The organism is Flavobacterium hercynium (assembly GCF_002217285.1).
In the GTDB taxonomy this organism is placed as follows: Bacteria; Bacteroidota; Bacteroidia; order Flavobacteriales; family Flavobacteriaceae; genus Flavobacterium; species Flavobacterium hercynium.
The window spans coordinates 150,588-176,315 of sequence record NZ_MUGW01000020.1 but is presented as its reverse complement, the minus strand read 5'-3'; the positions used below and the strand labels follow the sequence as shown (position 1 = coordinate 176,315).

The window sequence follows — 25,728 nt, the reverse complement described above, 5'->3', positions numbered from 1 at the left end:
GGTTTTAGGTATTTTAATTTGGCAAATGTATTATAAATTCTTAATCTGTTGCTTCTTTTACTTTTTCCGGAATTTTAACTTCTACTAATAGTAGCATCAAAGCATAGACAAACGCGGGGGCAGCGGTTCGCATAGCAGCATGATTTATAGTTAAAAGCCAAAATACATAAAACGATAAAAAATATAAATGTTGTTTATTGTAAATGTAAAATATGATGGGAGTTAAAAAAAGCAGAATCAATCCTAAGATTCCAAAGATTCCGTGTTCACTTAACATCCGCGTTATTTCGTTATGAGAGGCAACATCCATACCCGAAGATACTTTTCGAATATTTTTTCCCATTCCTGCTCCTGCTCCCATTACTGGATTATCTAAAAATAATGCTATCTCAGAATCCATAATTTCTTCACGACCACCTAAACGATCCTTTTTTGTTCTTCCTGCAGCATCCTGATTGGCATATCGTTTTTCAATTAATCCTCTCGTCTGGATAGAACTGTAGGTCCAGGTTCCTAGTCCCATTAAAGCGGTTAAAATAAAAACTAAAGTAAATTTCCCTTTTCCTTTATCATTCGAAAAATAATACAATAAAAACAGCAAACAGCCAATCATTATAATCGCAGTGATAACTCCTCCTCTCGAAAAAGTTACAATTCCACGATAACTAATAAACAACAACATTATTCCGTTTAAAAACATTGCTACTTTTGTTTTAGAGAATAAAATCAATTGTGTAAAAAAAATAAATATTCCTAAACCCAAAATTGTTGAGACCTGATTGGGGCCAAAACCTCCGGAAGTCTCAAAATTAGATTGCGTTCCGGTTACTACATCTCTCACACTTGGATTATATAAAAACAAATAAGTCGCCGTTGTAAATATAGGTAATCCCATAGCTACCATTATATTTTGCAAATCTGTAAAAAGAACTTTCCTCTTAAACATATAAATCGCACTAATTGCTAGACAAACGGGACCTGATAAATTAAAAACTAAAGACTTTTTAACGTCTACATCTACATTGATCTCTGTAGCGGTAACTAAAACACCAGGAATTAGCAAAATCAGAAAGAACCAATAAATAAATGCATTGGTTGCAAAATTACTGTACACCATGCCTAAAAACATAAAGAATATAACAGTAAGTTTTACATACTCGTTATTAAGGTTTCCTCCTGTCATCCTTAAAAAAACCTCAATACCAACAAGATAAGCTGCAACTAAAATAACTTCATTGTTCTTATTCTCGTTTTTATAGACAATATAAAAACCTATAATCGGAATTAATAATGCAATTAACTTAGACAAAAGTGGTAATACAAAAACAGCCAAAGCAATTAAGCCATGAATTATAACAATATACGTATAAGACAATTTAAAGGTTTTCATTATTTACTGTTTTTATACGCCAAAATTAATTGTTCTATTATGATTTCTTCTGAGTAATTATTTAAAACTGATTTTTTGAAATTAGCAGCTAGCGTTTTTACAAGCGAATCATCTTCAGTAATTTTTTTCAACTGATTGTTAATCTGCTTATCGGAAAGTGGATTGAACAATAATCCGTTACTATTATTTTGAATCACTGTCGAGCAATAACCAACGTTTGTAGAAACTACTGCTAAATTGGCCAATGCATATTCAAGCAAAGTTACTGGAAATCCTTCTTCTGTTGATGCTAAAATTCCAATAGAAGCTTGCGATAAAATAAATTTTACATCTTCTTTTGCGCCATACAAATGAATATGATCCAGCAGCGAATTTGATTTTATAAAATCTTTTAAGGTTTTAGAATAGGAATCTTCGTAATCTCTGCCTATTAAGTGAAGGCTCCAACCCGATTTGTACAAATTTAATTCTGAAAAAGATTTAAGAACCAAAATATGATTTTTAGGATTTTTTAAATTAGCTAAAAAAACTATTCTTTTACCATCTTCACCTTTCAATTTTGTGATTTGCTCTGTCTGTTTTTCTGAAGCTGCAAAATTAGGAATAAAGCTTATGCTTGAACATTTCATGTACTTTCTACTCCATTCTTCTAGCTGAAGATTAACCACCAAAATAGAAGAGAAAAAAGCAGATAAAGAAATCAAAACTTTATTCTTCTCTTTTGTTTCATTAGCCCGACTTCCATAATGATCGTGCCAAATTATTTTTATTCGAGGAAAGGTTAATTTTACCAGAACTGCAATAAAAAAAGAAGAACTGTGAGCGTGAATAATATCAATTTTATTTACTTTGATATAGCTCCTTAATTTAAAAATGGCTTTAAAATCAATACTTTTCTTTTTTTCTAAAAATAAATAAGAAACCCCTGAATCAATTTTATTTTTCAAGGCTCCTTCTTTTCTGGTCGCAATTAAACCTGAAAATTCTATTTTATTTACAAGCGCATTGGCATAATTAACTGCCATTCGTTCAGCCCCACCAGCTTCTAAAGAATCTATAATTTGTACAACTCTCATTTCGAAACTAATTTTTTAATTTCAGATTCAAAAACATCTGTCGTGTATTGTTGTGACCATTCTTTTGCTAATTTACTTTTGGCAACTAAATTGTCTTTATTAATAAGTATTTCGTCTATCTGACGTAGATCTTGCTCCAGATTCATCGTTAATAAAATTCCTCTATTACCATAATCCAGCATGTAAGGTAAGCAAGAAACTGATGTAGCAACTGGTATGCAAGACCAAAACATTCCTTCGGCAACTGCTTTTGGCCAACCTTCACTTTTTGAAGGTAAAACAACAAAGTGACTTTTTTGATAAGCGTTTTTAACTGTTTCTAAAGTCTGATTTCCTTGCAAAAAAACAAATCTTTCTAGTTGATTCTTCTCAATATAATTTTCTAAAGCTTCTCTTTCAATTCCTTCTCCGTATATATTCAGGACTACACTTTTTTCTTTTTTAATTAAGCCTTCAACTAATTGAATAGCATATAACGGATTTTTACCTTGAACCAGACTTCCAACAAAAATGAATTCCGTTACATCATAATTTGATTTCTCAATACTTTTCTTTTCGTCATCAGAATAAGTTGCAGTAAAAAAAGATTTTACATTTTTTGATTGATTTTCCCAATTGCCATAAACCAAAACCTGCATATTTCTTGTCAGGAATGTGTTGTTCAAAATATACTTTTGCAATTTGTATGTCCAAGGTTGTTTGCTTTTTGGATCCCAATTCCCTGCGTATTTAGCTGTTTTTATTTTTGATGGAAATAAGATCTGAACGAAACAACCTAGCAATCCAATATTTCCCGGACAACGCAAATGAACATGATCAGCGCTTTTCATAGCCCAAAATATTTGCCACAAAATGACTGGTAATTTAAACAATGAAATGAAAATATTTTTAATACTTGTAAAACTTATATTAGGTATTTTTCTAAAATGAACTTTATCATGCTCATATGCAATATCAATTGTACTTGGAGCCTTTTTTTCTACTGGTCCAACAATAATTACATCGTCTACATACTTTAACCAAATATTCATTTCACGCACATAAGGGGCGTAACCTAAATAATGATTGTTATCTTTAATATGGACAACATGCGTAATTATGGCAAATTTCATTTATCTGTTTTGTTTTGGCTTTGGTTTATTAAAAAACAAACTCCACCATCCTATTGTTCTTCCTACTGCTTCTGTAAAAGATGCTTTTTTATTTTTTGATGTAAGCGTATTACTAAATCGTATTAACGTTAATAATATTGTAATTGAATGCCATTTGATTCGGGCTTTTAAATTTGGTTTCGGGTTTTTAACCTTCCAGACATACCAACCATTTCGCACTACCATTTTTCCATACTTATACTGATTTGGTCTTCCTGATGCAGCATGAAAATGATTTAATCTAGCTTTAGTGTTAAGATATAGTTTTCCTGTTTTTGCAAGCCTCAATGTAAAATCTGCATCTTCATACAATCCATAACCTTCAAAATAGGTTGAAAATGAAAAGTCTTTAAAAACAGATCTTCTAAAAGAGGAAACACCGCCCATTAATTGCTCTACTTCGTATGTCTTTTCACTTGGTGGTAAAAAACCAACACTTCTTCCGTGCGAAAACAAGGGCGAGAAACCTGGTGGACAATTGCTATCCAGCTTCAGTTTTTTTCTCAAAATAAATCGGCTTCCATCTTTACGCTTCCACCCATCAAAATAAAACTCATTATCTTTTGCAGTATAATTATCTGGTACTTTATCCCATTTCGTTTCGTTGCAAATGTAACCTCCTACTCCTAATGCTTGAGGAAATACATTGTAAGTATGCAGTAAATTTTCAAAATAATCACTTTCTAAAACTGTATCATCGTCAAGAAAACAAACAATTTCTGTAGTTTCATTTACTTTATTAATACCGAAATTTCTTTGTTTGGTCAATCCACGATCTTGATCCTCTACCAAAAAATATTCTAAATGATTGAATTGATTATCTTTCAAAACCAATTCCGTTTCATTATCTAATGATCCGTCAACAATTAATACCTCATTAGGATATAGGCTTTGCTGCTGAACTGATTGCAATAATTTTAGCAACGGTTCAGGCCGCATATACGTACAAATTATTAAGGAAAACTTCATGTTTATTGATTAAGATAATTAGCCCAATAGACACTCTGTTTCCATTCTTTGCGAAAATTTAAAAAGTACTTTATAGGATTTTTAATAGACTGTTTGCTATAAAATTTAAAAAACAAAATTACTTTATACCCTCTAAGTTGCTGTTCCGTTTCATGCTTGATTTTGTAAAGCATAACCATCGGGGAAGGCTTTGGTTTAATTTCATCATTATTCCAAAGTAAATCAGGTTTTGTTCTGAAACCGCCTATTGGTGCCTTTAAATGCAAAATCTCTGGGGATGGAAAATATAAAACATCATTTCCCATATTTCTAATTTGCATTCCAAAATCCGAATCTTCACCAAATCCAAATTCATATTTAATATCAAAGCGAATATTTTTAACTATTTCACTTTTAACGATACTACAGCCTGAGCCAAAAGTAGTCCATTGAAATATTTCTTTATAAAACACTTTTTCATTTTTCTGTAAACAGCTAAAAGTAACTGCTTTACTTTCATACTTAGACATTAATACAGATGCCTCTCTTATAAAAGAATTATCAAATCTAATGTCATCATCAGCAAAAAAAATCCACTCGCTTTCAATTTCGTCTAAAGCCAAATTTCTTGCATTACAAGCTCCAGATTTATTAATAAAAATGTGTTTTATTTTGAAGGGCCAACTTTCTGATGTTATATAATCAAGTTCTGATATAGACTTTAGGAAAGGATTTTGCTCTACAATTATCACGTTTTTTGGTAAATGTGTCTGCTGTGATAAATCTTTTAAAACATTATGTAAATATTTCTTTCTACCAATCGTAGGAATTACTACGTCAATCGTTTTTAAATCATAACTCTCATCATCCGAAGAGTTAAATACAACATTATCTAAATTTATATTTCTATTATTTCTATTTTTAAAAAAACAACCGTACACAAATGACAAAAAAGGGAATTTAAATTCGTAAATAACTAAGTTCAAAAAGAGTAAAAAGATCCATCTAGTCTTGTAATGTTGTTTAACAAATTTGAAAAGTGCAAAACTTGAAGATTTTTTATTATAAAAAGAAATCTTTTCTTTTATTAATTTTGGTTCAGAATAGCATAACAACCCTAAAGGCTGACAAACTTTAGCAAGTGAATTCAAATAATATTCAAATTTGGAATCAAGCTTTATTTTATTATATAATGCTAGCAGTACAGTTGCATGAATAACACCAACCATACTACTCATTTGCCATGTAGGATATGATACATCTTTATTAATATTAACAAAAAGAGAATCTTCAACGTAACCAATTTGTTTAGGCAAAAAATTAAAACTACCAGGTTTATAAGATAGCATTATCTTGTTATGATGATGTAGTTCTCGTATTTCTTCTAAATTTAATATTGACTTATAATCTTCATGACACCAAATTATTTTTGATGTTGGATATTGTATAGCTAAATCTGTTAAAACTGAGGCAATAGCAAAATTTTTATTGAAGGACAAAACTTCATCTCTTTCTAAAGAAATGTTTGTAACTCTTTTATTATTATGATATACTACTACAATCAAAGCTTAGTTATTATTTGTTTTTTGTAAAACTCGATATTTTTTTTGGCCAAAACTTCTATATCAAAATACATTTTCACCTTATTTCTAGCCGATAGACCCATTTGTTCCGCTAAGTTTTTATTTTCTAGTAATAAATTAATTTTTGAAGCAAAAATTTCATGATCTTCCGGATGTACTAAAAAGCCATTTTCACCATCATCTATCATCTCATCCGCCCATCCTATATTTGATGCTGCAATTGGTTTTTGCATTGCCATAGCTTCTAACCATGAAACTGGGAAAGCTTCTGCTAAAGAAGGAAACACGCAAACCGTTGCTTGTTCTATTTTTTCTTTTATTTCTGTATAGGGAACACTACCTAAATATTTTACGTTTTGAATCGCCTGATCTGAAAACAATCCCTGCATCATTTGCCAAGTCGAATCATTTCCGGAAACAATATCCCGAACGTCTTTACCAATTAAAATTAATTTAGCATCGGGATTTTTTTCTACTACTTTATTAAAAATCAATGGTAATTCTAAAAGCCCTTTTTTACGGATAAGACTTCCAAAATATAATATTGTTTTTTCATTATTCTGATTTTGAATCTTAGATTGAAATAAATCAACATCAATCGGATTTGGTACAATAGTAAAACTTTTATTTAAACCAAAAACTGTGTTTGTTGTTTCGGCTGTAAACTTACTTACCGATAATAAAGCATCTGCTTTTTTTAAAGCTTTTTTTTCATGAAACTTATTAATCCATTTAACTGGGCGCTTATCCAGATGACAAAAATAAGTATCTGAGCCATGCAAACGAATTACTATTGGGCAATTATCCGGTTTTATAAACGAAGTAATTCCTGTCCAATCAACAGCCTCAACCAGATCTATTTCTTTATTTGAATATAATTCATTAATTAAATTTTCGATTTTTTTTCGGGTCAAAAACCAAGATATTCCTTTGAATTTTACATTCTTTATTTGTTGAACAAGAATACCATTATCGTCAAAAAAAGCATCTTCTTTTTGTCCGTACACCAAAACACGAACTGAAATACCTTGTGTTAAAAGTCCGATTGCCAAATTTTTTATACTTGTACCAATACCTCCTGAATTACCTGTTTTAAGGTGCGGATATTCTGGTGTTAGAAAAGCTATTTTCATGTTTTCTATTTCTTAAAGAAATCTTTTAAAATTCTGGCGGTAAAAATTCTGGCGCCAGCATCATTCATATGTCCGCAAGATGCAAAATACTTATCCTCTACCACAACATTTTCATAGTTATAAATTTCAGGATAGGCTTTCTTTACCTTGTCAAAATAATTCATTCCTTTTACATTAGAGCACATTGGTGTCATTACGGCAATAAAGTTGATATTATTCGCTTCACAAAAATTTTTTATTTCTTCATAATACTTATTGTGAACTAAAGGATTAAGCGCAACAATATTATTTTTCATATTACCATTTCTATGTTTTTTCAAAGGATAATAACCTAAATTATCTAGAGCATTTGTTTTTTTATGTACTGCGGTAAAAAATGTTTCTCTAAAGCCAATCCTGGTCTCGTATTTTATGTAACGATAAAACGGAATATAATACAAACTTTTAAAATTATCCTGAGTTGAAAAATGCTCTCTTACTACGTCCGAATTATGAATATAAGGCAAATATTTTGATGAAATACCATCTGCCTGATGATCGTTAGAAAGATTTAAATCTGCTTCTAAAATGACATTCTTGATTTCATATTTTCTTTCTATCATTAATTTAAGTAAAAGAGATGCTTCAAACAAATGTCCTCCACTCATTCCATAGTTAAAAGTTTTTAGTCCATTATCTTCAAACTTCTGAGAAACAAAATGATTATTTGCACGGGATGAACCTAAAATTACGACATCAAACTTTTCTGATTTAGAATTAAAAACAGTCTCAATTTTTCCTCTATTTCTAGATTGCATAAAAATTGCTGTATATATTCCATCTAATAAAAATGCCAGTAGCATTACTATTAAAATTATTTTGGCTGTATAAATTAAAAAACGTTTCATTAAAACTGAAAATATATAAATTCTTTGTAGTCAGAAAAAGTTCCAAACGCAATTATTGATGCTATAACCAACGCTAATTTAATCATGCTTCTCTTTCCTGATATTGGTTCTATTTTATTGCGGCTATTCCATTCTATCAAAACGAAAACTCCAATCATAAACAGAAGCTCGTAGCTGTAACGTTCATTATCCAGATATTGAAATTTAAACTCTCCATCAGTCATTATTCTTTTCAAATACGAAACTGCATCTGATATGGTTTTTGCTCTAAAAAACACCCATGCCACGCAAGTCAATAAAAAAGTACTTAAAATGCTTAAAAATACTTTAACAGATTCAATATTAAACTTCAACTGAATGGCATCCATATTATTTCGGTTACTATTGGATAATAAAAGTGGTAAAAAGTACAGTGCATTAATAAATCCCCACGCAATATATGTCCAATTTGCACCGTGCCAAAATCCACTAACGACAAAAATGATAAATGTATTTCTGATTTTCATTCCTAATCCTCCCTTGCTTCCTCCTAATGGGATGTATAGATAATCACGAAACCAGGAGGAAAGCGAAATATGCCAGCGACGCCAGAATTCTGCAATGTCTCTTGAAAAATAAGGATAATTAAAGTTTCGTAATAAGTCTAAACCAAACAATTTTGAGACACCTAAAGCAATATCTGAGTATCCTGAAAAATCACCATAAATTTGGAATGCAAAATAGACTGCCCCCATTATCAATGAAAACGAATTCATAGAAGTATAGTTGTCAAAAATTGCATTAGCATAAGTAGCACAGGTATCTGCTATGACTACTTTTTTCACTAATCCCCAAACAATTTGATAGATTCCTTCTTTGGCTTTTTCAAAATCAAATTCTCGTTTTACTTTTACCTGAGGCAACAAGTGAGTTGCTCTTTCTATTGGTCCCGCTACTAAAAGCGGAAAATAACTCACAAACAAAGAATAATCTACAAAGTTGTACTCTGCTTTTATACGCTTCAAATAAATATCGATAACATAAGATAGTCCATGAAAAGTATAAAATGATATACCGACCGGTAAAATAACATCTAATAAAATTGGACTTGCTTTGATTCCTGCCGAGTTTAGTAAATCTGAGAAGGATGCAGCAAAAAAGTTATAATATTTAAAAATGCCAAGAAATCCTAAATTAACAATGATACTAAGCCAGAACCAAAACTTTTTGCTATTTTCCGATTTTCCTTTTTCAATTTGTATTCCGGTATAATAATCCAGAAATGTAGAGAAAACTAACAAAAATAGAAATCTCCAATCCCAACAAGAGTAGAAATAATAACTGGCAATAATTAATAAAGCATTTTGGGTGCTTTTAGTTTTATTGAAAACGAACCAATACAGAAAAAAAACGATTGGTAAGAAAATAGCAAATGCTAATGAGTTAAAAAACATCTGTTGTATATGAAATTTTTAATTTAATGTACTCCTTCTTTAAGTAGTCTGAAATGGTTATCTATCATTTTCGGCAAAGAAAAGGAATTGGCAATTAATTCTCTTGTATTAATAGATATCTTTTTGTTGCCTACATAAATATCTTCCAAAATTGCCGTAAGTTGCTTTATATTTTTTGCTTCAAAGATAAATCCATTTTCACCAGATGTAACCACTTCAGTATTTCCACCCACATCGGTTGTTATCACCGGAACATTTGCTGCCAGACTTTCTAAAATCGACAAACTAAAACATTCCATGTGTGTGGGCTGAAGCATGTAATCGTATTGATGAAAAATCTCGTTTAAGTTTGATTTGCTTCCCATAAAAACAAAACAATCCTCCAGCGCATATTTTGCAATTTTTTCTGTTAACTGTTTCTTATAAGGACCATCTCCATAAATGGTGATTTGAATTTCTTCTTTTATATCTTTTGGAAGTGCATTCACTGCATCAATCAAATCCTGGATTCCTTTGGATTCCCGAAGATGCGAGGCTACTAAAAAGCTTGGTTTTACAATATTTCTATTATTTCGGGTTAAAATTGCATCGAAAATAACACCGTTGTAAATAATCTGTGTTTTACGTTTTAGATGAGTTCCAAAATCGATTATAATAGCATTCACTGTATAATTAGAAACACCAACAAAAACATCTATATATCTTGAAAACAAAACTCCTTTTACTCTTTTGTTTATTCTTTTTTTAACTGAATATCTATTCAACGGTCTCGGATTATGATCAACAGCAATAACTTTCGCTTTCGACATTTTTTTTATCTGATAGAAAAATGGTGTACACAATTCTACAAAATGAGTGATAATATGAGTAAACTGTATTTTGTTTTGTTGGCAAAATAATAAAAAACTGTTTTCTACATTTTCACTTTCATTAGAATGAATCGTCAGATTTGAATATCCTCCATGATTTGATTGGTTCGGAAAAAACCAATCGACCTCGATACCGTTTTCTTTGCATTTCTTATCAAAATCCCAGAAAAAATAATCCATACCTCCTATTCTTTCCGGAAGCAATTGATAATTACAAATTACAGCTATTTTATGCATTCTTCTTTTTAAGTAAAAGTTCATTAAAATACTTACCCAGTTTTAATTCTATTTTTTGTGTGTAAACAATGCTAAGAATTATTATAAAGATCATTACTAAAACTGGAGCAATAAAACTTATCGGATAAAATAAGCTAACGTTATTTTTGATTAAGACAACACCTATGTATTCATGAATTAGATATAAAAAATAAGATGATACACCTATTTTTACAAATGCTTTTTTTTCTAAAAAACGCAGGAAATCAGGAAAATAAATAAAACAAAAAAACAATACATACATTATTATACTTGTCACAAGATCTATTAGAATGAGCTTAAAGTTAATGATAACAAATGCAAGTATTAAAAGCACAATGTACCTTCTGTTTTTTTTCTCCTTATATAACATGTAAAACAAAGCTCCTGATAGAAAAAAACACAAATGCTTCAACAAATTAAACAAGTTTGTGAATTTAATAAAGTATTGATTTTCAACATTTCCAAAAAACATAAATAGATTATAAATCAGCAATAATGTAAAGCAAATAGTTATAAAATTCCTTTTGAAGTTTAATTTATCTACAAAATAAATTGTACTTGCTAATAAATAAAACTGAATTTCAGGCCATAAACTCCAATAAGAATAATTGAGATAACTAAAATGATTTTTTGTTCCGAAAATAAAATCAAACAAATTAGGAGGTAAAAAAGTTATACTCGTCAGTAAGTTTCGGAAGTGCGTACTGTCCGCAAAAATCTTGCTGTAATCAAAAAGTATTAAAAACACAAAAGTTATTAGCGAAGCAATAAGCATTGATGGAAATAGACGAATAAATCTTTTCTTCCAAAATGTCGTGAAATTTGATGTTCCTTGTAATGAATAACAAATTACAAATCCGCTAATCATAAAGAAAAATGAAACTCCTTTAAAGCCATAATGAAAATAGTCTCCTCCAAAATAAGGATAAATACTGTCATTCCATCGATAAAAATAATGATAAAGTAAAACGGACATTATGGCTATTGCTCTAAATCCATCTAATATTGATATTCTATTATCTTGCACCTTGCTCATAATTTTGATAAAACCTGAGCAATTCGTTTACTTGTTCCTTCTAAACTTTGACCAATCTGCAAGTCAATCATTGCTTTGCGTTCCTTTGTTCTTTCTTCCGGATTATCAAAAGTCTCATTAATTTGTTCGATTAATTCTCTGCTATTTTTTGCAATCATAACCGAATTACCATCTATTACTTTTTTGTAATGAACATAATTCAAAAAACGCTGATCATTGTATAAACCATTCTCCAGATTTCCAAAGACGGTATTGATTACTGGTTTGTCAAAAAGCATAAAATCAAGACTCATTGTAGAACACATATTTACACTTAAATCCGCATTTTCAAGCAGAGAGCGTAAATCTTTAATATCTTCTTCACTCGGGATTCTTTGTGACCAACTCTCCTGATGGTTTTCTCTGGTCAATACCCATTTCGGAACATTCCATATGATCTCAGGAAACTCCTCAAGAATCGCCCTAAAACGGCTGTCATCTTCAGCAGGTGAAGTCCGTACCAAAAGTTGTGTTTGTTCCTTAATCTCCTTATTACGCATAGCGTGAGCAATAGCTTTTATTGCGATTGGATCATTGGGACCAATAGAAACATCGGCACAACTATAACAAATTATTTTTTTACTAGGATCTAATCCGAATTTTGTAATGAAATTTTCTTTTGTAGTTTTATATTTATCCAAAACATAAGGTTCAAACTGTGGGGTTCCAACTACTTTAACCTCATCGCTTTTTACGTTTGGATAAAAATACAATAACTCTTCTTTCATTAATTTACTCCATACTAAAAAGTAATCAAATGTTCCAAGCATCCTGCCTTTTGATGCTAAATTATCCCAGCTAAATACAAAAGTACTTGTCGGTATTTTTAATTGAATTGCTGCATACAAAAATGGAGCAAGATATGGGGGTCTTTGATGTGTAAAAAACAAATGAGAAGGTTTGTCTTCTTTTAATATTTCGAGATATTCTCTTGTGACTTTTTTTCTTGAAAAGGATAAAAATTGAAATTTCTCTGCTAGTAAAATACTTGAATTCGTATGAAGAAGTTTTGTAAAGGCATAAATGCTTTTTATAAATAGAGAACGAATCGTATTACCTTTAGGATATCCGGAAACCAAATTATCATTCATTCCATAAAAATCTTTATGTTTTTGCAGATGTCCTATTTCTTTCCATTTTCTAAAAGCCCAAGTTATCTTTCCTTCATTAAAAACTGTTAGTTCTTTTATTTGGAGCTTTGAATTATTAAAATTTTGATAACAACTTTCCGGCAAACCTGAATAAACGATAATTTCATCGAATTCTTTTGTTGCTTCAGATAGAAAATCGCTCATCACAAAATTTCTAAAACCTACCCCGTCAGTTATTACTATACCTAATTTTTTCATTTCTATTTTTTAATCCTATTTTTAACTTTCTTTTTGCTTCAATTAAAAATCATAATGTTTTAGACACCTCAATAAAACTTTATCCTTAATATCAGGAATCAAAATTCTGTTTATTTTTTTACTCTGTCTATTTTTATTTGAAGAATAATAATTATTTGCCATTAAAACTCCTGATAAATCTAGTTCTGCCATAATTCTAAAAGTTTCAGCATTATAAGAACCATGTGGTAAAGCCAAGTATTTTACAAAATTCACTTCTAACTCCTTTAACTTTTTCAAGGATAATAAAATTTCTTGCTTTTGTTCTGCATAGCTTAGATTTCCTAGTGGATAATGATTGTGCGTATGAATGCCTAATGAAATCAAAGGATGTTTTGAGAGTAATTCTAATTCTGCTATTGTTAACGAACGATATTCTTCTCTTGGAGAAAATGATATTTGGTTGATTCTTTCAAATTCTAAAAACCATTTTTCTTTTTCATCATTTGTAATTTGTTTAAGCTGAACTGTAATATTATTGTAAATAGCATTTGATTTTGAAACCTTTTCTTCTTGATTAGGCAGAAAAAATAATTCTTTACAGTTATTATAATCAAAAAATAGCCTATCCCACCAAAACTCTCTTCCAGTATTTATGTTTAACGTTGTTACAAATATTGTTGCCGGTATCTGATACTTCTCCAGTAATGGTACAGCGTTTAAAATATTATCTGCATAACCATCATCAAAAGTAACGACAAATCCGGTTTTCTGTAAAGAAGTCCAATCTTCATCAAGCTTTAAAATTTGAAACTTTTCTTTATAATATTTTAATTGATGCTCGAAATTAACAACACTTACGGTAAGCTGTCCTAATTTATCCTCTATAATATCATTAACTCTATGGTACATCAATACCAAAACAGGCTTGCCATGAAGTATTCTACTTTTCAGTTTTAAAAAACGATAATATATTTCCTTTAGTTTATTTTTCACTACTACTTATAATCATTAATTTATTCTACCAGGAAAATATTTATTTCTGTAATTTAAAAAATACTTTTCGATATAATGGGTAATAAACATTCCTGACAAAATACTTACTGTACAGGTAATGAAAAACATTATTGTCTGGCCGAAAAGTTTGTTTAAAATAAAATTATTGATCAGATGGCATAGAAAATTTGTAAATCCGTGAATGATATAAATACCATATGACGAAAAACCTATTTTACTGATAATATCAACCCCTTTTTTTGTAAATAAAAAATTTAACCGTTCGTTTATCTCATTACTCAAAAGAAAATAAAGCAGTAAAATACTAAATGCAATATACAGGAATGAATAACCAAAAGTTCTCACAAAAAAAGAGTCTTCGAAATCTATAAATGGAGTAAAAGAAAGTAATGAAAAACAAATTAGCAACAGCAATACTTGATAATGTTCAAATACCTGAATCAATTTTTCTTTCCTAAAATAATATAAATAAGAAACAAAAACACCTGCAAATAAAGAGTCGATTCTTAAGTGTGTCATTGTAAAATTTTTATCTCCATTTCCAGAAAAATAAATAGCACTAACGATTCTCATAGAAAGGCAAAAAACCATAATAAATAAAACAAAAACTTCAAATTTACTTATTTTTTTATGAAGGTCTTGATTCAAATCGATCCAAAAATATTTAATAGCCAACCATAAAAAAAAGGCAAAACCAAGATAAAAGTGTTCCTCAACTGCTAATGACCAGCTGGGTACATAAGCATAACCCCAAGCGCGGACATAATTTTGAATAAAAAACATATCTGCTAAAAATCCGGACCATTCGAATTGATGCTTTATAATTTTAGGTATTAGGTATAAAATATAAGTTAGATAATAAACAGGATAAATTTTAAATCCTCTTCGAATTAAAAACAAACCTGGTTTAATATTACCAAACTTTAAATATTCTTTGAATAACAAACCTGAAACAAGAAATCCGCTTAGAACAAAAAACAGATCAACGCCTATCCATCCCATTTTAGAAGTCCAGTCTGTGATGTATTCATGGCGCATTAATACCAAAATAATAGCAATTCCTCTTAAGAAGTCTAGTTCTCTTAATCTGTCGTTTGGTTTCAAATTGAAAATTAGTTTATGTAATTATACTTTGTATGTAACTAAAGCATGTAAATTAGGTTGTTACTTTTTAAGCATTTGACTATAACTAATACATTGCCAAATATGAAAACTAGATTGAATATTGCCTTCAAAATAAAGTTTTAATTCTTCCTGCAAATCTTCTTTATTGAACCAATTACCATGAACTCCTGTCTCAATCTCGATAAAACAATTATTTACCCATTCTTTCAAATCTGTTGCCAACCACTCCCGTTGGGGAGTTTGCAAAGGTCTTTTTGGTGCAAAAACCAGATCGTTTACAAAGTATTCTGAAGCAATTTCCCGTAATATATATTTAGAAATTCCGTTTTTAATTTTATAATCTAATGGAAGTGAAAAAGCAAATTCTACTAACCTATGATCTAAGAAAGGTTCTCTCAATTCAGTTGAATAGGTCATCGAAATTCGATCATTAAATCGTAATGCTCTTGGGATTTTTGTATAAAACAGATCGCGATATTGTTTGTTTAGCACCTCATCCTCAAAAGGTTTTGGATAGATCGGTTTTTCCGCTTTTTGTAAAAACGAATCGGAAAGCATTTTAGTTTTATACGGAGAATCCTGAACACCTTGTATTATAGCATCATTGTTCTGAGTATAATAATCATATCCAGCCCATTGCTCATCCATTCCCTGTCCATCCAACAATACTAAAACACCATCTTTTCGTGCTTGTTCAAAAATTTTGGCATACGCCAAAGTAGGAATACCTCCAAAAGGCTCATCTTGCTGCCAATCTATTTTTTGAGACAATGCCGGAATTTCTTCAGCCAATAACAATACTTTTTTTAAAGGATTTTGCGTTTCAGCAATCATTTTTTCTACCCAAGGCAACTCATCATAATCAGCATTATTGGTATAAAATGTATAAGCATTGATTTTTGAATTGTCTTCCTGAAGATTAACTAAAGCAAGTAGTATTGAACTATCTAATCCGCCACTAACATTAAAACCAACCGAAACGTCAGCTCTAAAACGCAAATTAATGCTGTCTTTTAAAAGTACAGAATATTGTTTTTTTGCTTCTTCAAAAGTTAAGTTTTTAGGCTGTTTAGCTACTTCACTTTCAAAATTATACCACTTTGTTATCGTTAGTTTTTTATTGTCAAATTCCAGATAATGCCCTCCTGGTAGTTGAGAGATTCCTGACCAAAAAGTTTCATCAGGCATTCCGTATGAACCAAAGGCAAAATAAGAAGCCCAAACTTTTTCATTCGTTTTTTTTTCTATTCCCGCAGCATGCAATGCTTTTATTTCTGATGAAAAACAGAGTGTATCATTTGACAAATTGTAGTGAAAAGGTTTTACTCCAAATCGATCACGAGCTGCAAACAATCGTTTTTCCTGATTGTCCCAAATAGCAAAAGAAAACATTCCATTGAGTTTCTCTAAAAATGATTTTCCATAAATAATAAATGCGGCTAATAAGACTTCGGTATCTGATTCTGTTTTAAAAGCATATTGATTTTTTAAAATCTCTTTAATTTCAATGTAATTGTAAATTTCACCATTAAAAACTACGACATACCGACCTGTATTATCAATAAAAGGTTGATTTGACTCTGTAGACAAATCTATAATTGCTAATCGATTATGCCCTAAAGCAGCATAACCGGAATCAAAATATTTAGCTGTTGCATCGGGTCCTCTATGATGCTGACTAGTAAGCATTGCATCTAATTGAGTTTCCTCAAATTTCCCTATTATACCTGCAATACCACACATTACCTTACCTTATTTTGAATCATTTTTTCTGCTTTTTCCCAATCTTCCAAAGTATCAATATTGACATACGAATCAGAATCCGACTCTATAAAAGCAGTACTATTTCCATATAATGAATGTTGTTCTAAAATAACTTTAGTTTTTGTTATATAAATACTACCATCTCTGTGATAAGCAATTGGAAGATCTTGTCTTCTGCTAATAATTTCAGTTTCTCCGGTTGCAATTCTCAAATTTCCCTGATCATTTTGTTCGAATGTCCAATGCGGGTTATATTCATGTGGAACTCGTTGTACTGAAACTAAAGAGTCTGTATCTTGTTCTATAAATTTTTCAATAGCTTTATCTAAAAACTCAATTGTTCTAAAAGGACTAGTTACTTGTAAAAGACAAACTGCATCAAAAAATACATTTTGTTTTTCATACCATTGTAAGGCATGAATTATAGCATCGATTGTTGGTGTTGTATCTTGCGCCAATTCTAACGGTCTTTTAAAAGGCACTTTTATTCCTAAATTTTCGGCAACTTTCGCGATTTTATCATCTTCAGTAGAAACAATAATTTCTGTCAAATATTTTGATTGTAGTGCAATTTCAGACGTATATGCTAATAATGGTTTCCCTCCCAATAACTTAATATTTTTACCAGGAACACCTTTAGAACCTCCTCTTGCTGGGATTATAGCCAGGATTTTCATTTAATACATAATCGTTTTATGAAATTGCAAAGGCAACTCTGCTAACAAAGCGGCAATTTGAACTCCTGCTTTTCCATTACCATATATTGAAGACGAACTTACTTTTCCTTTTTTAACAGAAGTTAAAATTGCATTTTCAATCTGATCCTGGGAATATTCGACATCTACACTATTTCCTCCTCGGTCTCTTCTGTTTTGGCGTGAACCAATATTAATTACCGGAACTCCTAGATAAGCGCATTCTCGTATTCCGACACTTGAATTTCCTATGAGGCAATCACTATGCTGCAATAATTGAAGAAAATCTTTTCCTTCCATATTCTTAAAAAAATGAACATTTGGTAATTGGTGTTGTTCTCTAAATGCACGAATTCCTGTTGAAGTACCATCTGCACCGGCATCTACATTAGGCCAAAACCAAAGTGTAGGTTTATCTAAACTATAAATAGCTTCGAGTGTGGATTCTATATGTTTTCTTGAATCTTTATATTCTGTTGTTACCGGGTGCTGCATTACTACAAGATACCCTTTTGATAAATCAGGTTTTGCACCTACACCTCCATATTTTTCGTAAGGATCAAAGGGAAGTGCTTTACTCTCTAAAACTTCTTCTGCCAAATCAATAGACGGACAACCTGTATTGAAGACCATTTTTGCGTCTTCTCCCAATTTAATTACTCTTTCCTTTGCACCTTCTGAAGCAACGAAATGATAATCTGCTAATTTTGTTATTGCATGTCGAACTTTCTCATCAATATTGCCTGTAACCTCTCCTCCTTGAATGTGCGCCAGGGGGATGTTCATATAAGATGCTGCAATAGCTGTTGCCATAGTTTCAAATCTGTCTGCAACTGTCACAACAATATCTGGTTTTAGATTGTCAAAAACAGTAGATAATTCTAAAATACCTATTCCGGTAGTTTTTGCTGCAGCGGTTAAATTTTCTCCTTCTAAAACATTAAAAACTTTAGCGGCAATTGTAAAACCATCTTTTTCAATAAAATTAACTGCTGAACCATATCGGTCTAACAAAGCCGAAGCAGCAACAACAAGCAACAATTCTAAATCAGGATGATTTTGAATAGCTGATAGAACTGTTTTTACACGACTGTAAGAAGGACGTGCAGTAATGACCACAGCAATTTTTCTTTTTGGCATTTTTATTTTATTATGAGTGGGTTAAAAGTAAGTAAAAAAGAGAGACTGAAAAACTTTTGTTTTTTGAACTTTCTAATGATTACGAGATTTATGACAAATCTTCTTCATTCAAAAAATCCCATTGTTTTAAATTTTTATTTAAGGTTTTTCCAATTATATCCTGAAAACGAGAAGCATCAATTCCAAAACCCTTTGGCTTCTTCGATTCAAGATCATAAAATGTTATAATATGATTTTTAGGCAAATCTTTGTTTATTGCTAATGATTTTTCAAAGATTTGTTTTAAAGAAGCAAAAGCTTCATTGTTATTTTTATCAATAGTATTTGACAATGCAACTGCTATATTTCTGACTGCATCTACCATTTCTTTTGTCTCTGAAATTGTTAAAGAAGATTTGGAATCTGGCCCAAACATTTTTCTGTCAAAAACAACATGAAACTCTAAAATATTTGCCCCCAAAGCAGTAGCCGCAATACATGTTTCTATTTTTGCAGAATGATCAGAAAAACCAACTGATACATTATATCTTTCTTTAAGTTCCTGAATTACATTCAATCCATATTGTTGTGGTTGTGTAGGATAGGCGGTTGTACATTGTAAAATTGAAAAATTAACATTTCTTTCTTTTAAAAATGTAACAGTCTTATCTAATTCCGAAAAAGAACTCATTCCTGATGATAAGATCAAAGGCTTCTTTGTTTGAGCGATTTTTTCTAAAATCAAAAAATTATTAACTTCTCCCGACCCAATTTTATATTGTTTGACACCTATTTCTTCTAACCAATCAACAGCTAAATTACTAAAGGGAGAACAAATAAAATCTAATCCAACCTCATCACAATGCTCTTTTATACCTTTCCATTGTTCTAAAGAAAAACTCATTCGTTTCCAATAATCAAATCTGGTTTTATCTTCTAATGAAAATTTCACACGAAAAGGTTCATGTTCGCTACTTTCTGCTTCTGCAATATGCATTTGAAACTTAACCGCATTTACTCCAGTTTGAGCAAGAGCATCGATATAAGAATATAAAATTCCTAGACTTCCTTCATGAGCCTGACCTATTTCGGCAATGATATATGGTGATACTTGTTGTGATGACATCTTTTTATTTTTTCTTAAGATAAGGTAAGCTTATTCATTTTCTGGGCGCCAATATAATTTTGTATGTTCTATTTTGTGATACGCTTTATATTCACTCATCGATAATCTGTTTGCATTTTTGATAATTTTTGGAATTGAAAACAATACATTAAAGAGTGCGAATATAATTGCTTTCAACGCTTTGAAGTCACCTTTAAAAACTTTTAATTTTAATTGCATCCAAATAGAATATATCATTTTTTTCGGAATAACGCTAAGTGGATAAAACATAAAATAGAGATACCAGCCAGATCTAAGTGATCGCTGTAATCGCAAACTATAATCAGGACCTTTTTTGCGTTTCTTTATATCTACTCGATGATTAACTAAAACTTCCGGCAAATAATAAATTTTCCAATTCTTTTTGAATAATTGATAAGAGGCAAAATCTTCTTCTCCGTAAAAAACAAACCATGCCGGATAATTCGGAATATCACGCCACGCAGTCATACGCCAAACATTTGCTCCTCCTGCAAAACTCTGCATTTGATGTAAAACTTCTGTAGTTTCTGTTTTTTCAGGCTCTTTTACATCCCAGAAAATTCTAAAACTAAACAATCCTGCTTTTGGATTTTCGTAATAAGCTTTTTCAATAATTTCTAATGGATATTGGGTAACAAAATGTAAATCATCGTCAATAGAAATAGCAAATTCGGTTGTCACTAATTCCATCAGTCTGTTTCTACTGTATATCAATCCTTGACTTTTAGAATTTTGAATCAATTTGATTTTTGGAAAATTATTCTGAATGAATTCGAAAGTCCCATCGGTTGAAGCATCATCACAAATTAAACAGTCCACATCATCTCTATCTAATAAATGTTGAATTTTACGCAAGGTAAAAAGCAAATCATCCTTTCGATTTTTTGTTGTTATTAAGATAGAAAAACTGGATTTTTGCATTTTATTATTAAAATTTACTATAGCTTATTGATGGTATCTCGCAAATAATCAACCGAAACATATTGGTCCAAATCATTTCTATTCAGCAATAAGTTATTAGGATTTTGTTTCCAAAGCTGGTACATCTTTTCTATCAAAGATGCAATTTTTTCTACTTCATCTACCTCAGCCCAAAATTCATATTCGTGACCTAACAATCTTCGTGTTTCACTATAATACGGTGCCAGCGAAAGAATAGTTTTATTAGCTTCAAGACAATGTGGAAATTTAGCCGGAAGAAAAGGGCTTATTTCTGATTTTGATTCTAAAATAATATTAACAGAAACATTTTTCTGCAAATTGTATACTTCGTCGAAAGGTTTATTTCCATTATGTACATACAATTCAGCAAGATCTTTTGTAAAACTATCTAACATTTCAACATGATCTTCAGCATTACCTAGTAAAATAAGTCTTGCATCATTTTTTGCCTCGGAATTTTTATCCAGAAAGACTTTGAAACCTTTTATTAAGCCTTCAGGAGAACGCTCTTTCATTAAGTTACCAGCATGCAGCAAATTAAATTTTGAAGGATCAAAGTAAGTTGGAAAACTAATATTCTGAACTTCGTATTTAGAATTCTGATGCGGAATAACAATACCTGTTTTTTTAAATTCAGGAAAATAACTACTCATCCATTCCTTTAGTAACTCACTTGGAAAAGCGCTGTATTTTGCCTTTTCAGAAACTGCTCTGAAAAAGATTTCTTTTTTTTCAAAACTTGGTTCAACCCAATTGTAAGGTCTTGGATAATAATGAAACGGGAACGGATCATGTACGTACGCCATCCATTTATTATGATACTGAGGTAATTTCAAAACTGCGTAATGAGGTCTGAAACTAGCACCTTTGCTAAGCGTTAAAATTAAATCAGGATTAAAAGATTGCTTCTTTAATGCTTGACCTATACTTTTTACATCATTAAAAAATGTAAATGAAAAACCTAACTTTTTTTCAAAAAATGGGGCAAAGTTTATTTTTAAATTCCTGTTTACAATTCTAAAAAATCTGCTTAAAACATAATTCAAACTTGACTTTATTTCGGGTATAGAAAATGTGTTTATATGCTGCAACTGAATATCTTTTCGTGTATAATGGTATACCAAAATCTCAAAACCAGCCTGATGCAAATTATTAATCAAAGCTACATTAGCTTTAGATCCACTGCTATCTTCTATATTTATAGAATCTACAACTATTAATATTTTTTTTATCATTTTACCAGTTCGTCCTCCAGTCTATATTTTCTTTTACTACCACCGCGGGATTTCCGGCAATGATCGTTTTATTTTCTAAAAAATTATTTGTGACTACACTTCCTAATCCAATTAAATTTTCACTTTCGATTATAACACCTGGTGCAAAGCAGCAGGCTGAACCCACATAAACATCATCTTTTATAATAATTGACAAATCTTTATTTTTAGATTTTGTATGAATTGAACCATGTGTCCAAAATTGGCTGTTTTTTCCTGCAATCCAAGTATTATTACCTATTTGAATATTATTCCACACATCAAAATAATGATTGTTTATAATTCGGGAATGTTTACCAATAGAAAAATTTGCGCTTCCCTGGATTACGTTACCTGAATGAATTGAACTATAAGCACCAATAAATAATTCATTACAACTTATATTATTATTATCAGCGAGGTAAACATTATCTTCTATCACAACTTTTTTACAATTGATGATTACTTTACCAATTTTTACATTTTTCCCAATAGTATATCCAAGTGCATTTCGTAATAAAAACACTTTGACTATGGTACTAGGTATGTATTTTATAATTCTTAAAATAAAAGATCTTGTGGTCATATCCTAAATAGACTATTATAAATGTTTATCTACGGTTTAAAAAAGCAACTATCTTTTCAGAAGCATCTCCATTGCCATAAGGATTTAAAGGTTTTTCAAAACTAATAAATTCATCTAAAAAAACTTGGATCGTTTTTATAATTTTTTGTTTATCAGTTCCTACCAAAGTCGAAAATCCTGCCGTTACACCTTCTGGTCTCTCTGACACATCTCTAGTTACCAATACTGGCTTGCCTAAAGATGGTGCTTCTTCCTGAATTCCTCCAGAGTCTGTTACGATTAAAAACGATTGTTGCATTAACCATACAAAAACTGGGTATGAAACTGGCGGAATCAAATAGATATTTTCTCTCTCAGATAGATGATCATAAACCGTTTTCTTTACATTTGGATTTAGATGTACCGGATATACAATAACGACATCATCTCGTTTAGAAATATCCAAAAGCGCCTCGCAAAGATTTTTTAATCCTGATTCAAAATTTTCTCTTCGATGACCTGTTACCAAAATCGTCTTTTTATCAAAGGAAATATCTTTTTTAAGTTTTTCTATCTCTGGATGATAATAATCTTCTTTTGAAATTTTATTTGTTGTCCATAATAATGCATCAATAACTGTATTGCCGGTTTGTACTATATCTTGCTGCAGGATATTTTCGTTCAATAAATTTTGTGTCGCTTCAGTTGTTGGTGTGAAGTGAATATCTACTAACCTGCTAGTCAATTGTCTATTAATTTCTTCCGGAAAAGGTGCTTTTTTATTATAAGTTCTCAAGCCAGCTTCGATGTGACCTACTTTAATCCCAAGATGAAAAGCTGCCAAAGCTACCATCGAAGAAGTTGTGGTATCACCATGAACTAAAACCAAATTGGGATTTGTATCTCTAAGAACATTATCTATTTTAGACAGAATAAGTGCGCTCAAACTATTTAGAGACTGATTTGACTGCATTAGGTCTAAATCATAATCAGGCTGAATATTAAAAAACTCTAATACCTGATCTAACATTTCTCTATGCTGAGCCGTTACACATACTAGCACCTCAAAATTATTTTTTTTGAGTTCATGATACAACGGAGCCATTTTTATAGCTTCCGGACGTGTGCCAAAGCAAAGAAGAACTCTCATTTTTTTAAACTTTTTTTCATTTTATACAATGACTTTCTTAATGGATAAGATTTATAAAAAATATTCCATCTTAACTTTTTAACAGGACTTAAATTTAATATTCTTACAATCTTAGTAAACAAATGATATTCTTTAAATTCTAAAGAAAGTGTCACAAAAAAGCGAATTAAATTGTTTGTGAATAATTGTTTTCTATTAAGATTTTCAATTATCAAAAGGACAGCATTTACGTGTGATTCTCTTCTAACGGGATTGTGATTAAAAAATTCTCCTGTATTAGAATTTGCATGTTTTCTTCCATAAAAAAGACATTTTCTAATAGAAACACCCGTTATTCCTGACGATAAAATTCGAGAATACAACTCCCATTCTTCTGCATACATAAGATGTTCTACAAAACGATTATCTGTAAAACACTCTTTCTTCCACATAACGGCACAAGAATTAAAAGGCAATTTATTTGTTAGCATTTCGCCAATCTGCTCAACACCTATTTTAAAAGAAGAATATTCTTTTGAATAATTAAAATCGTACTTAAATTCATCAAAAAAAACTTCTCTATCATATCTGCAAAACGAAATCTGTTTTTCATATAATTCGCTTACACATAATTCTAAATTTTGAGGATGTACAATATCGTCATCATCAAAAAAAATAATAAAATCACCAGTTGCTAAATCAAGTCCATAATTTCTGCATCCTGGTAATCCTTTTTTGTAAGCATCTGTACGTTTCAAATAGCTAAACCTAGTATCTTCTTCTAAAATTGAAGTAATAACTTTTGCAGTATTATCGGTACCTCCGTCGTCAATAATCAAACACTCCCAATTTGAGTAGGTTTGTTCTTTTATGGATAACATGGTTTCTACAATAAAATGAGCACGATTGTAGGTCGCCATTATTATGGTCACTTTTGGTCCAATCATTTTATTATGGATTTTATTTTTTCTAATAATTCTATTGACTTTGGATATTCAAATTTTCTTGCAAAAGCAGCATTTGATTCTACTAATTTAACGTAATCTGTTTCATCTAAAATTGCAGGGTTATTTCCGTTTCTTGCAATCCAGTCGATATGTCGCAAATTATTATTAATTACTTTATCTGCAAAAGGTGAATTCATAATAATGGTCTGAAAATAAAACTCTTCAGAACATAAAGTATGCTTAAATCTATTTAAAACAAACTTATTTTTTTTAGTAAATTCAAGAACATAACCAACACAATCTCTACTTAAACTCCACCAAGTTGATCCTCCGTAAGGTTTAGGCATTTTTACAGAAATTTTTCTTTTAAAACCTAATTTTTTTTGAATCTTAATCAAACGCCTAATTATTCTATTTTGTTTTTCATTTTTTGCATTTAATAAATCATAAAAGTTATAAAACTCAATACGATCCATATAACCATTATCTGCTGCTCCTACATTTGGAATATCAAAGTATTCTAAATATTGAGAATCATTATTTTTAAAGAATTCAAGAAACCACGATCTCTTTTTTATTGGAAAATCATGCCCGCTAATAAGATGAAAATATTTAATTTCTTTGTTTTTAAAAGCTTCTTCTGTTAGATTTAAAATACTTTTTAAATGGTTTATTCCACCCCAATTTACTTTATACTTTTGTGTAACTAATTTTACAATCTTATAATTTCTAAGCTTACGTAATTCAACATCTGAAATATCACTTTTTTTATCGATATGAATATACAGTTCGAAATTAGCATCAAAAAAATTAACAATCTCTTCCAAATGATTGTAATTTTTGTAAGCGGTAATTATGACAGCTTGCTTTATTTTAGTTACTTTTTGCATTTAT

The 25,728-nt window shown here is 30.5% G+C and carries 23 protein-coding genes; all 23 read right to left on the bottom strand.

The annotated features are described in order from the left end of the window. Positions 1–40 precede the first annotated feature (40 nt). Entirely contained in the window at positions 41–1,390 is a 1,350-nt protein-coding gene (locus B0A66_RS10740) for an O-antigen ligase family protein (RefSeq protein WP_089049829.1), read from the bottom strand. Beyond that, on the bottom strand, positions 1,390–2,466 hold the full coding sequence (locus tag B0A66_RS10735; RefSeq protein WP_089049828.1) for a glycosyltransferase: 1,077 nt from the start codon (positions 2,464–2,466) through the stop codon (positions 1,390–1,392). Before B0A66_RS10735 ends, B0A66_RS10740 begins: the two co-directional genes overlap by 1 nt. After that, positions 2,463–3,578 (bottom strand): glycosyltransferase family 4 protein, encoded by a 1,116-nt coding sequence (locus B0A66_RS10730; RefSeq protein WP_089049827.1) that lies wholly within the window; start codon positions 3,576–3,578, stop codon positions 2,463–2,465. Before B0A66_RS10730 ends, B0A66_RS10735 begins: the two co-directional genes overlap by 4 nt. Continuing rightward, positions 3,579–4,586, bottom strand: coding sequence for a glycosyltransferase family 2 protein (locus B0A66_RS10725; protein ID WP_089049826.1), 1,008 nt, complete (start codon positions 4,584–4,586; stop codon positions 3,579–3,581). A 2-nt stretch (positions 4,587–4,588) separates the two neighbouring features. Next, on the bottom strand, positions 4,589–6,130 hold the full coding sequence (locus B0A66_RS10720; RefSeq protein ID WP_244283431.1) for a glycosyltransferase family 2 protein: 1,542 nt from the start codon (positions 6,128–6,130) through the stop codon (positions 4,589–4,591). Beyond that, positions 6,127–7,281: a glycosyltransferase family 4 protein gene (locus B0A66_RS10715; RefSeq protein WP_089049825.1), complete on the bottom strand. Its 1,155-nt coding sequence runs from the start codon at positions 7,279–7,281 to the stop codon at positions 6,127–6,129. The genes B0A66_RS10720 and B0A66_RS10715 overlap by 4 nt, the downstream gene beginning before the upstream one ends. A 5-nt stretch (positions 7,282–7,286) precedes the next feature. Continuing rightward, positions 7,287–8,168, bottom strand: a complete 882-nt coding sequence (locus tag B0A66_RS10710; protein WP_089049824.1) for a hypothetical protein — start codon at positions 8,166–8,168, stop codon at positions 7,287–7,289. Continuing rightward, entirely contained in the window at positions 8,168–9,601 is a 1,434-nt protein-coding gene (locus B0A66_RS10705; RefSeq protein WP_089049823.1) for an MBOAT family O-acyltransferase, read from the bottom strand. The genes B0A66_RS10710 and B0A66_RS10705 overlap by 1 nt, the downstream gene beginning before the upstream one ends. A gap of 23 nt (positions 9,602–9,624) precedes the next feature. Next, positions 9,625–10,707, bottom strand: coding sequence for a glycosyltransferase family 4 protein (locus B0A66_RS10700; protein WP_089049863.1), 1,083 nt, complete (start codon positions 10,705–10,707; stop codon positions 9,625–9,627). Further along, positions 10,700–11,764 carry an acyltransferase family protein gene (locus tag B0A66_RS10695; protein WP_089049822.1) on the bottom strand — a complete coding sequence of 355 codons (1,065 nt, stop codon included), beginning with the start codon at positions 11,762–11,764 and terminating at the stop codon, positions 10,700–10,702. The genes B0A66_RS10700 and B0A66_RS10695 overlap by 8 nt, the downstream gene beginning before the upstream one ends. After that, a complete protein-coding gene (locus tag B0A66_RS10690; protein WP_089049821.1) occupies positions 11,761–13,152 on the bottom strand; it encodes a CDP-glycerol glycerophosphotransferase family protein in 1,392 nt (463 codons plus the stop codon). Before B0A66_RS10690 ends, B0A66_RS10695 begins: the two co-directional genes overlap by 4 nt. A 42-nt stretch (positions 13,153–13,194) precedes the next feature. Continuing rightward, positions 13,195–14,127 (bottom strand): polysaccharide deacetylase family protein, encoded by a 933-nt coding sequence (locus tag B0A66_RS10685; protein WP_123868232.1) that lies wholly within the window; start codon positions 14,125–14,127, stop codon positions 13,195–13,197. Between the two features lie 15 nt (positions 14,128–14,142). Continuing rightward, positions 14,143–15,252: an acyltransferase family protein gene (locus B0A66_RS10680; protein WP_089049819.1), complete on the bottom strand. Its 1,110-nt coding sequence runs from the start codon at positions 15,250–15,252 to the stop codon at positions 14,143–14,145. A 60-nt stretch (positions 15,253–15,312) separates the two neighbouring features. Then, positions 15,313–17,016: an asparagine synthase (glutamine-hydrolyzing) gene (asnB, locus tag B0A66_RS10675; RefSeq protein WP_089049818.1), complete on the bottom strand. Its 1,704-nt coding sequence runs from the start codon at positions 17,014–17,016 to the stop codon at positions 15,313–15,315. Continuing rightward, positions 17,016–17,714, bottom strand: coding sequence for an acylneuraminate cytidylyltransferase family protein (locus B0A66_RS10670; protein ID WP_089049817.1), 699 nt, complete (start codon positions 17,712–17,714; stop codon positions 17,016–17,018). The genes asnB and B0A66_RS10670 overlap by 1 nt, the downstream gene beginning before the upstream one ends. Beyond that, complete coding sequence (neuC, locus tag B0A66_RS10665; protein WP_089049816.1) at positions 17,715–18,872, bottom strand: UDP-N-acetylglucosamine 2-epimerase; 1,158 nt, start codon at positions 18,870–18,872, stop codon at positions 17,715–17,717. Positions 18,873–18,960: 88 nt separating this feature from the next. Further along, positions 18,961–19,977, bottom strand: coding sequence for an N-acetylneuraminate synthase family protein (locus tag B0A66_RS10660; RefSeq protein WP_089049815.1), 1,017 nt, complete (start codon positions 19,975–19,977; stop codon positions 18,961–18,963). 30 nt (positions 19,978–20,007) lie between these two features. Then, positions 20,008–20,919, bottom strand: a complete 912-nt coding sequence (locus B0A66_RS10655; RefSeq protein ID WP_089049814.1) for a glycosyltransferase family 2 protein — start codon at positions 20,917–20,919, stop codon at positions 20,008–20,010. A gap of 17 nt (positions 20,920–20,936) precedes the next feature. Further along, positions 20,937–22,175 carry a glycosyltransferase family protein gene (locus B0A66_RS10650; RefSeq protein WP_089049813.1) on the bottom strand — a complete coding sequence of 413 codons (1,239 nt, stop codon included), beginning with the start codon at positions 22,173–22,175 and terminating at the stop codon, positions 20,937–20,939. Position 22,176: 1 nt separating this feature from the next. After that, positions 22,177–22,779 carry an acyltransferase gene (locus tag B0A66_RS10645; RefSeq protein WP_089049812.1) on the bottom strand — a complete coding sequence of 201 codons (603 nt, stop codon included), beginning with the start codon at positions 22,777–22,779 and terminating at the stop codon, positions 22,177–22,179. Positions 22,780–22,804: 25 nt separating this feature from the next. Beyond that, the gene (wecB, locus tag B0A66_RS10640; RefSeq protein WP_089049811.1) at positions 22,805–23,908 is read right to left on the bottom strand and encodes a non-hydrolyzing UDP-N-acetylglucosamine 2-epimerase; all 1,104 of its coding nucleotides are present in this window, start codon (positions 23,906–23,908) and stop codon (positions 22,805–22,807) included. Further along, a complete protein-coding gene (locus tag B0A66_RS10635) occupies positions 23,905–24,834 on the bottom strand; it encodes a glycosyltransferase family 2 protein (RefSeq protein ID WP_165766604.1) in 930 nt (309 codons plus the stop codon). The genes wecB and B0A66_RS10635 overlap by 4 nt, the downstream gene beginning before the upstream one ends. Next, positions 24,831–25,724 carry a beta-1,6-N-acetylglucosaminyltransferase gene (locus tag B0A66_RS10630; RefSeq protein WP_089049810.1) on the bottom strand — a complete coding sequence of 298 codons (894 nt, stop codon included), beginning with the start codon at positions 25,722–25,724 and terminating at the stop codon, positions 24,831–24,833. Before B0A66_RS10630 ends, B0A66_RS10635 begins: the two co-directional genes overlap by 4 nt. Positions 25,725–25,728 lie beyond the last annotated feature (4 nt).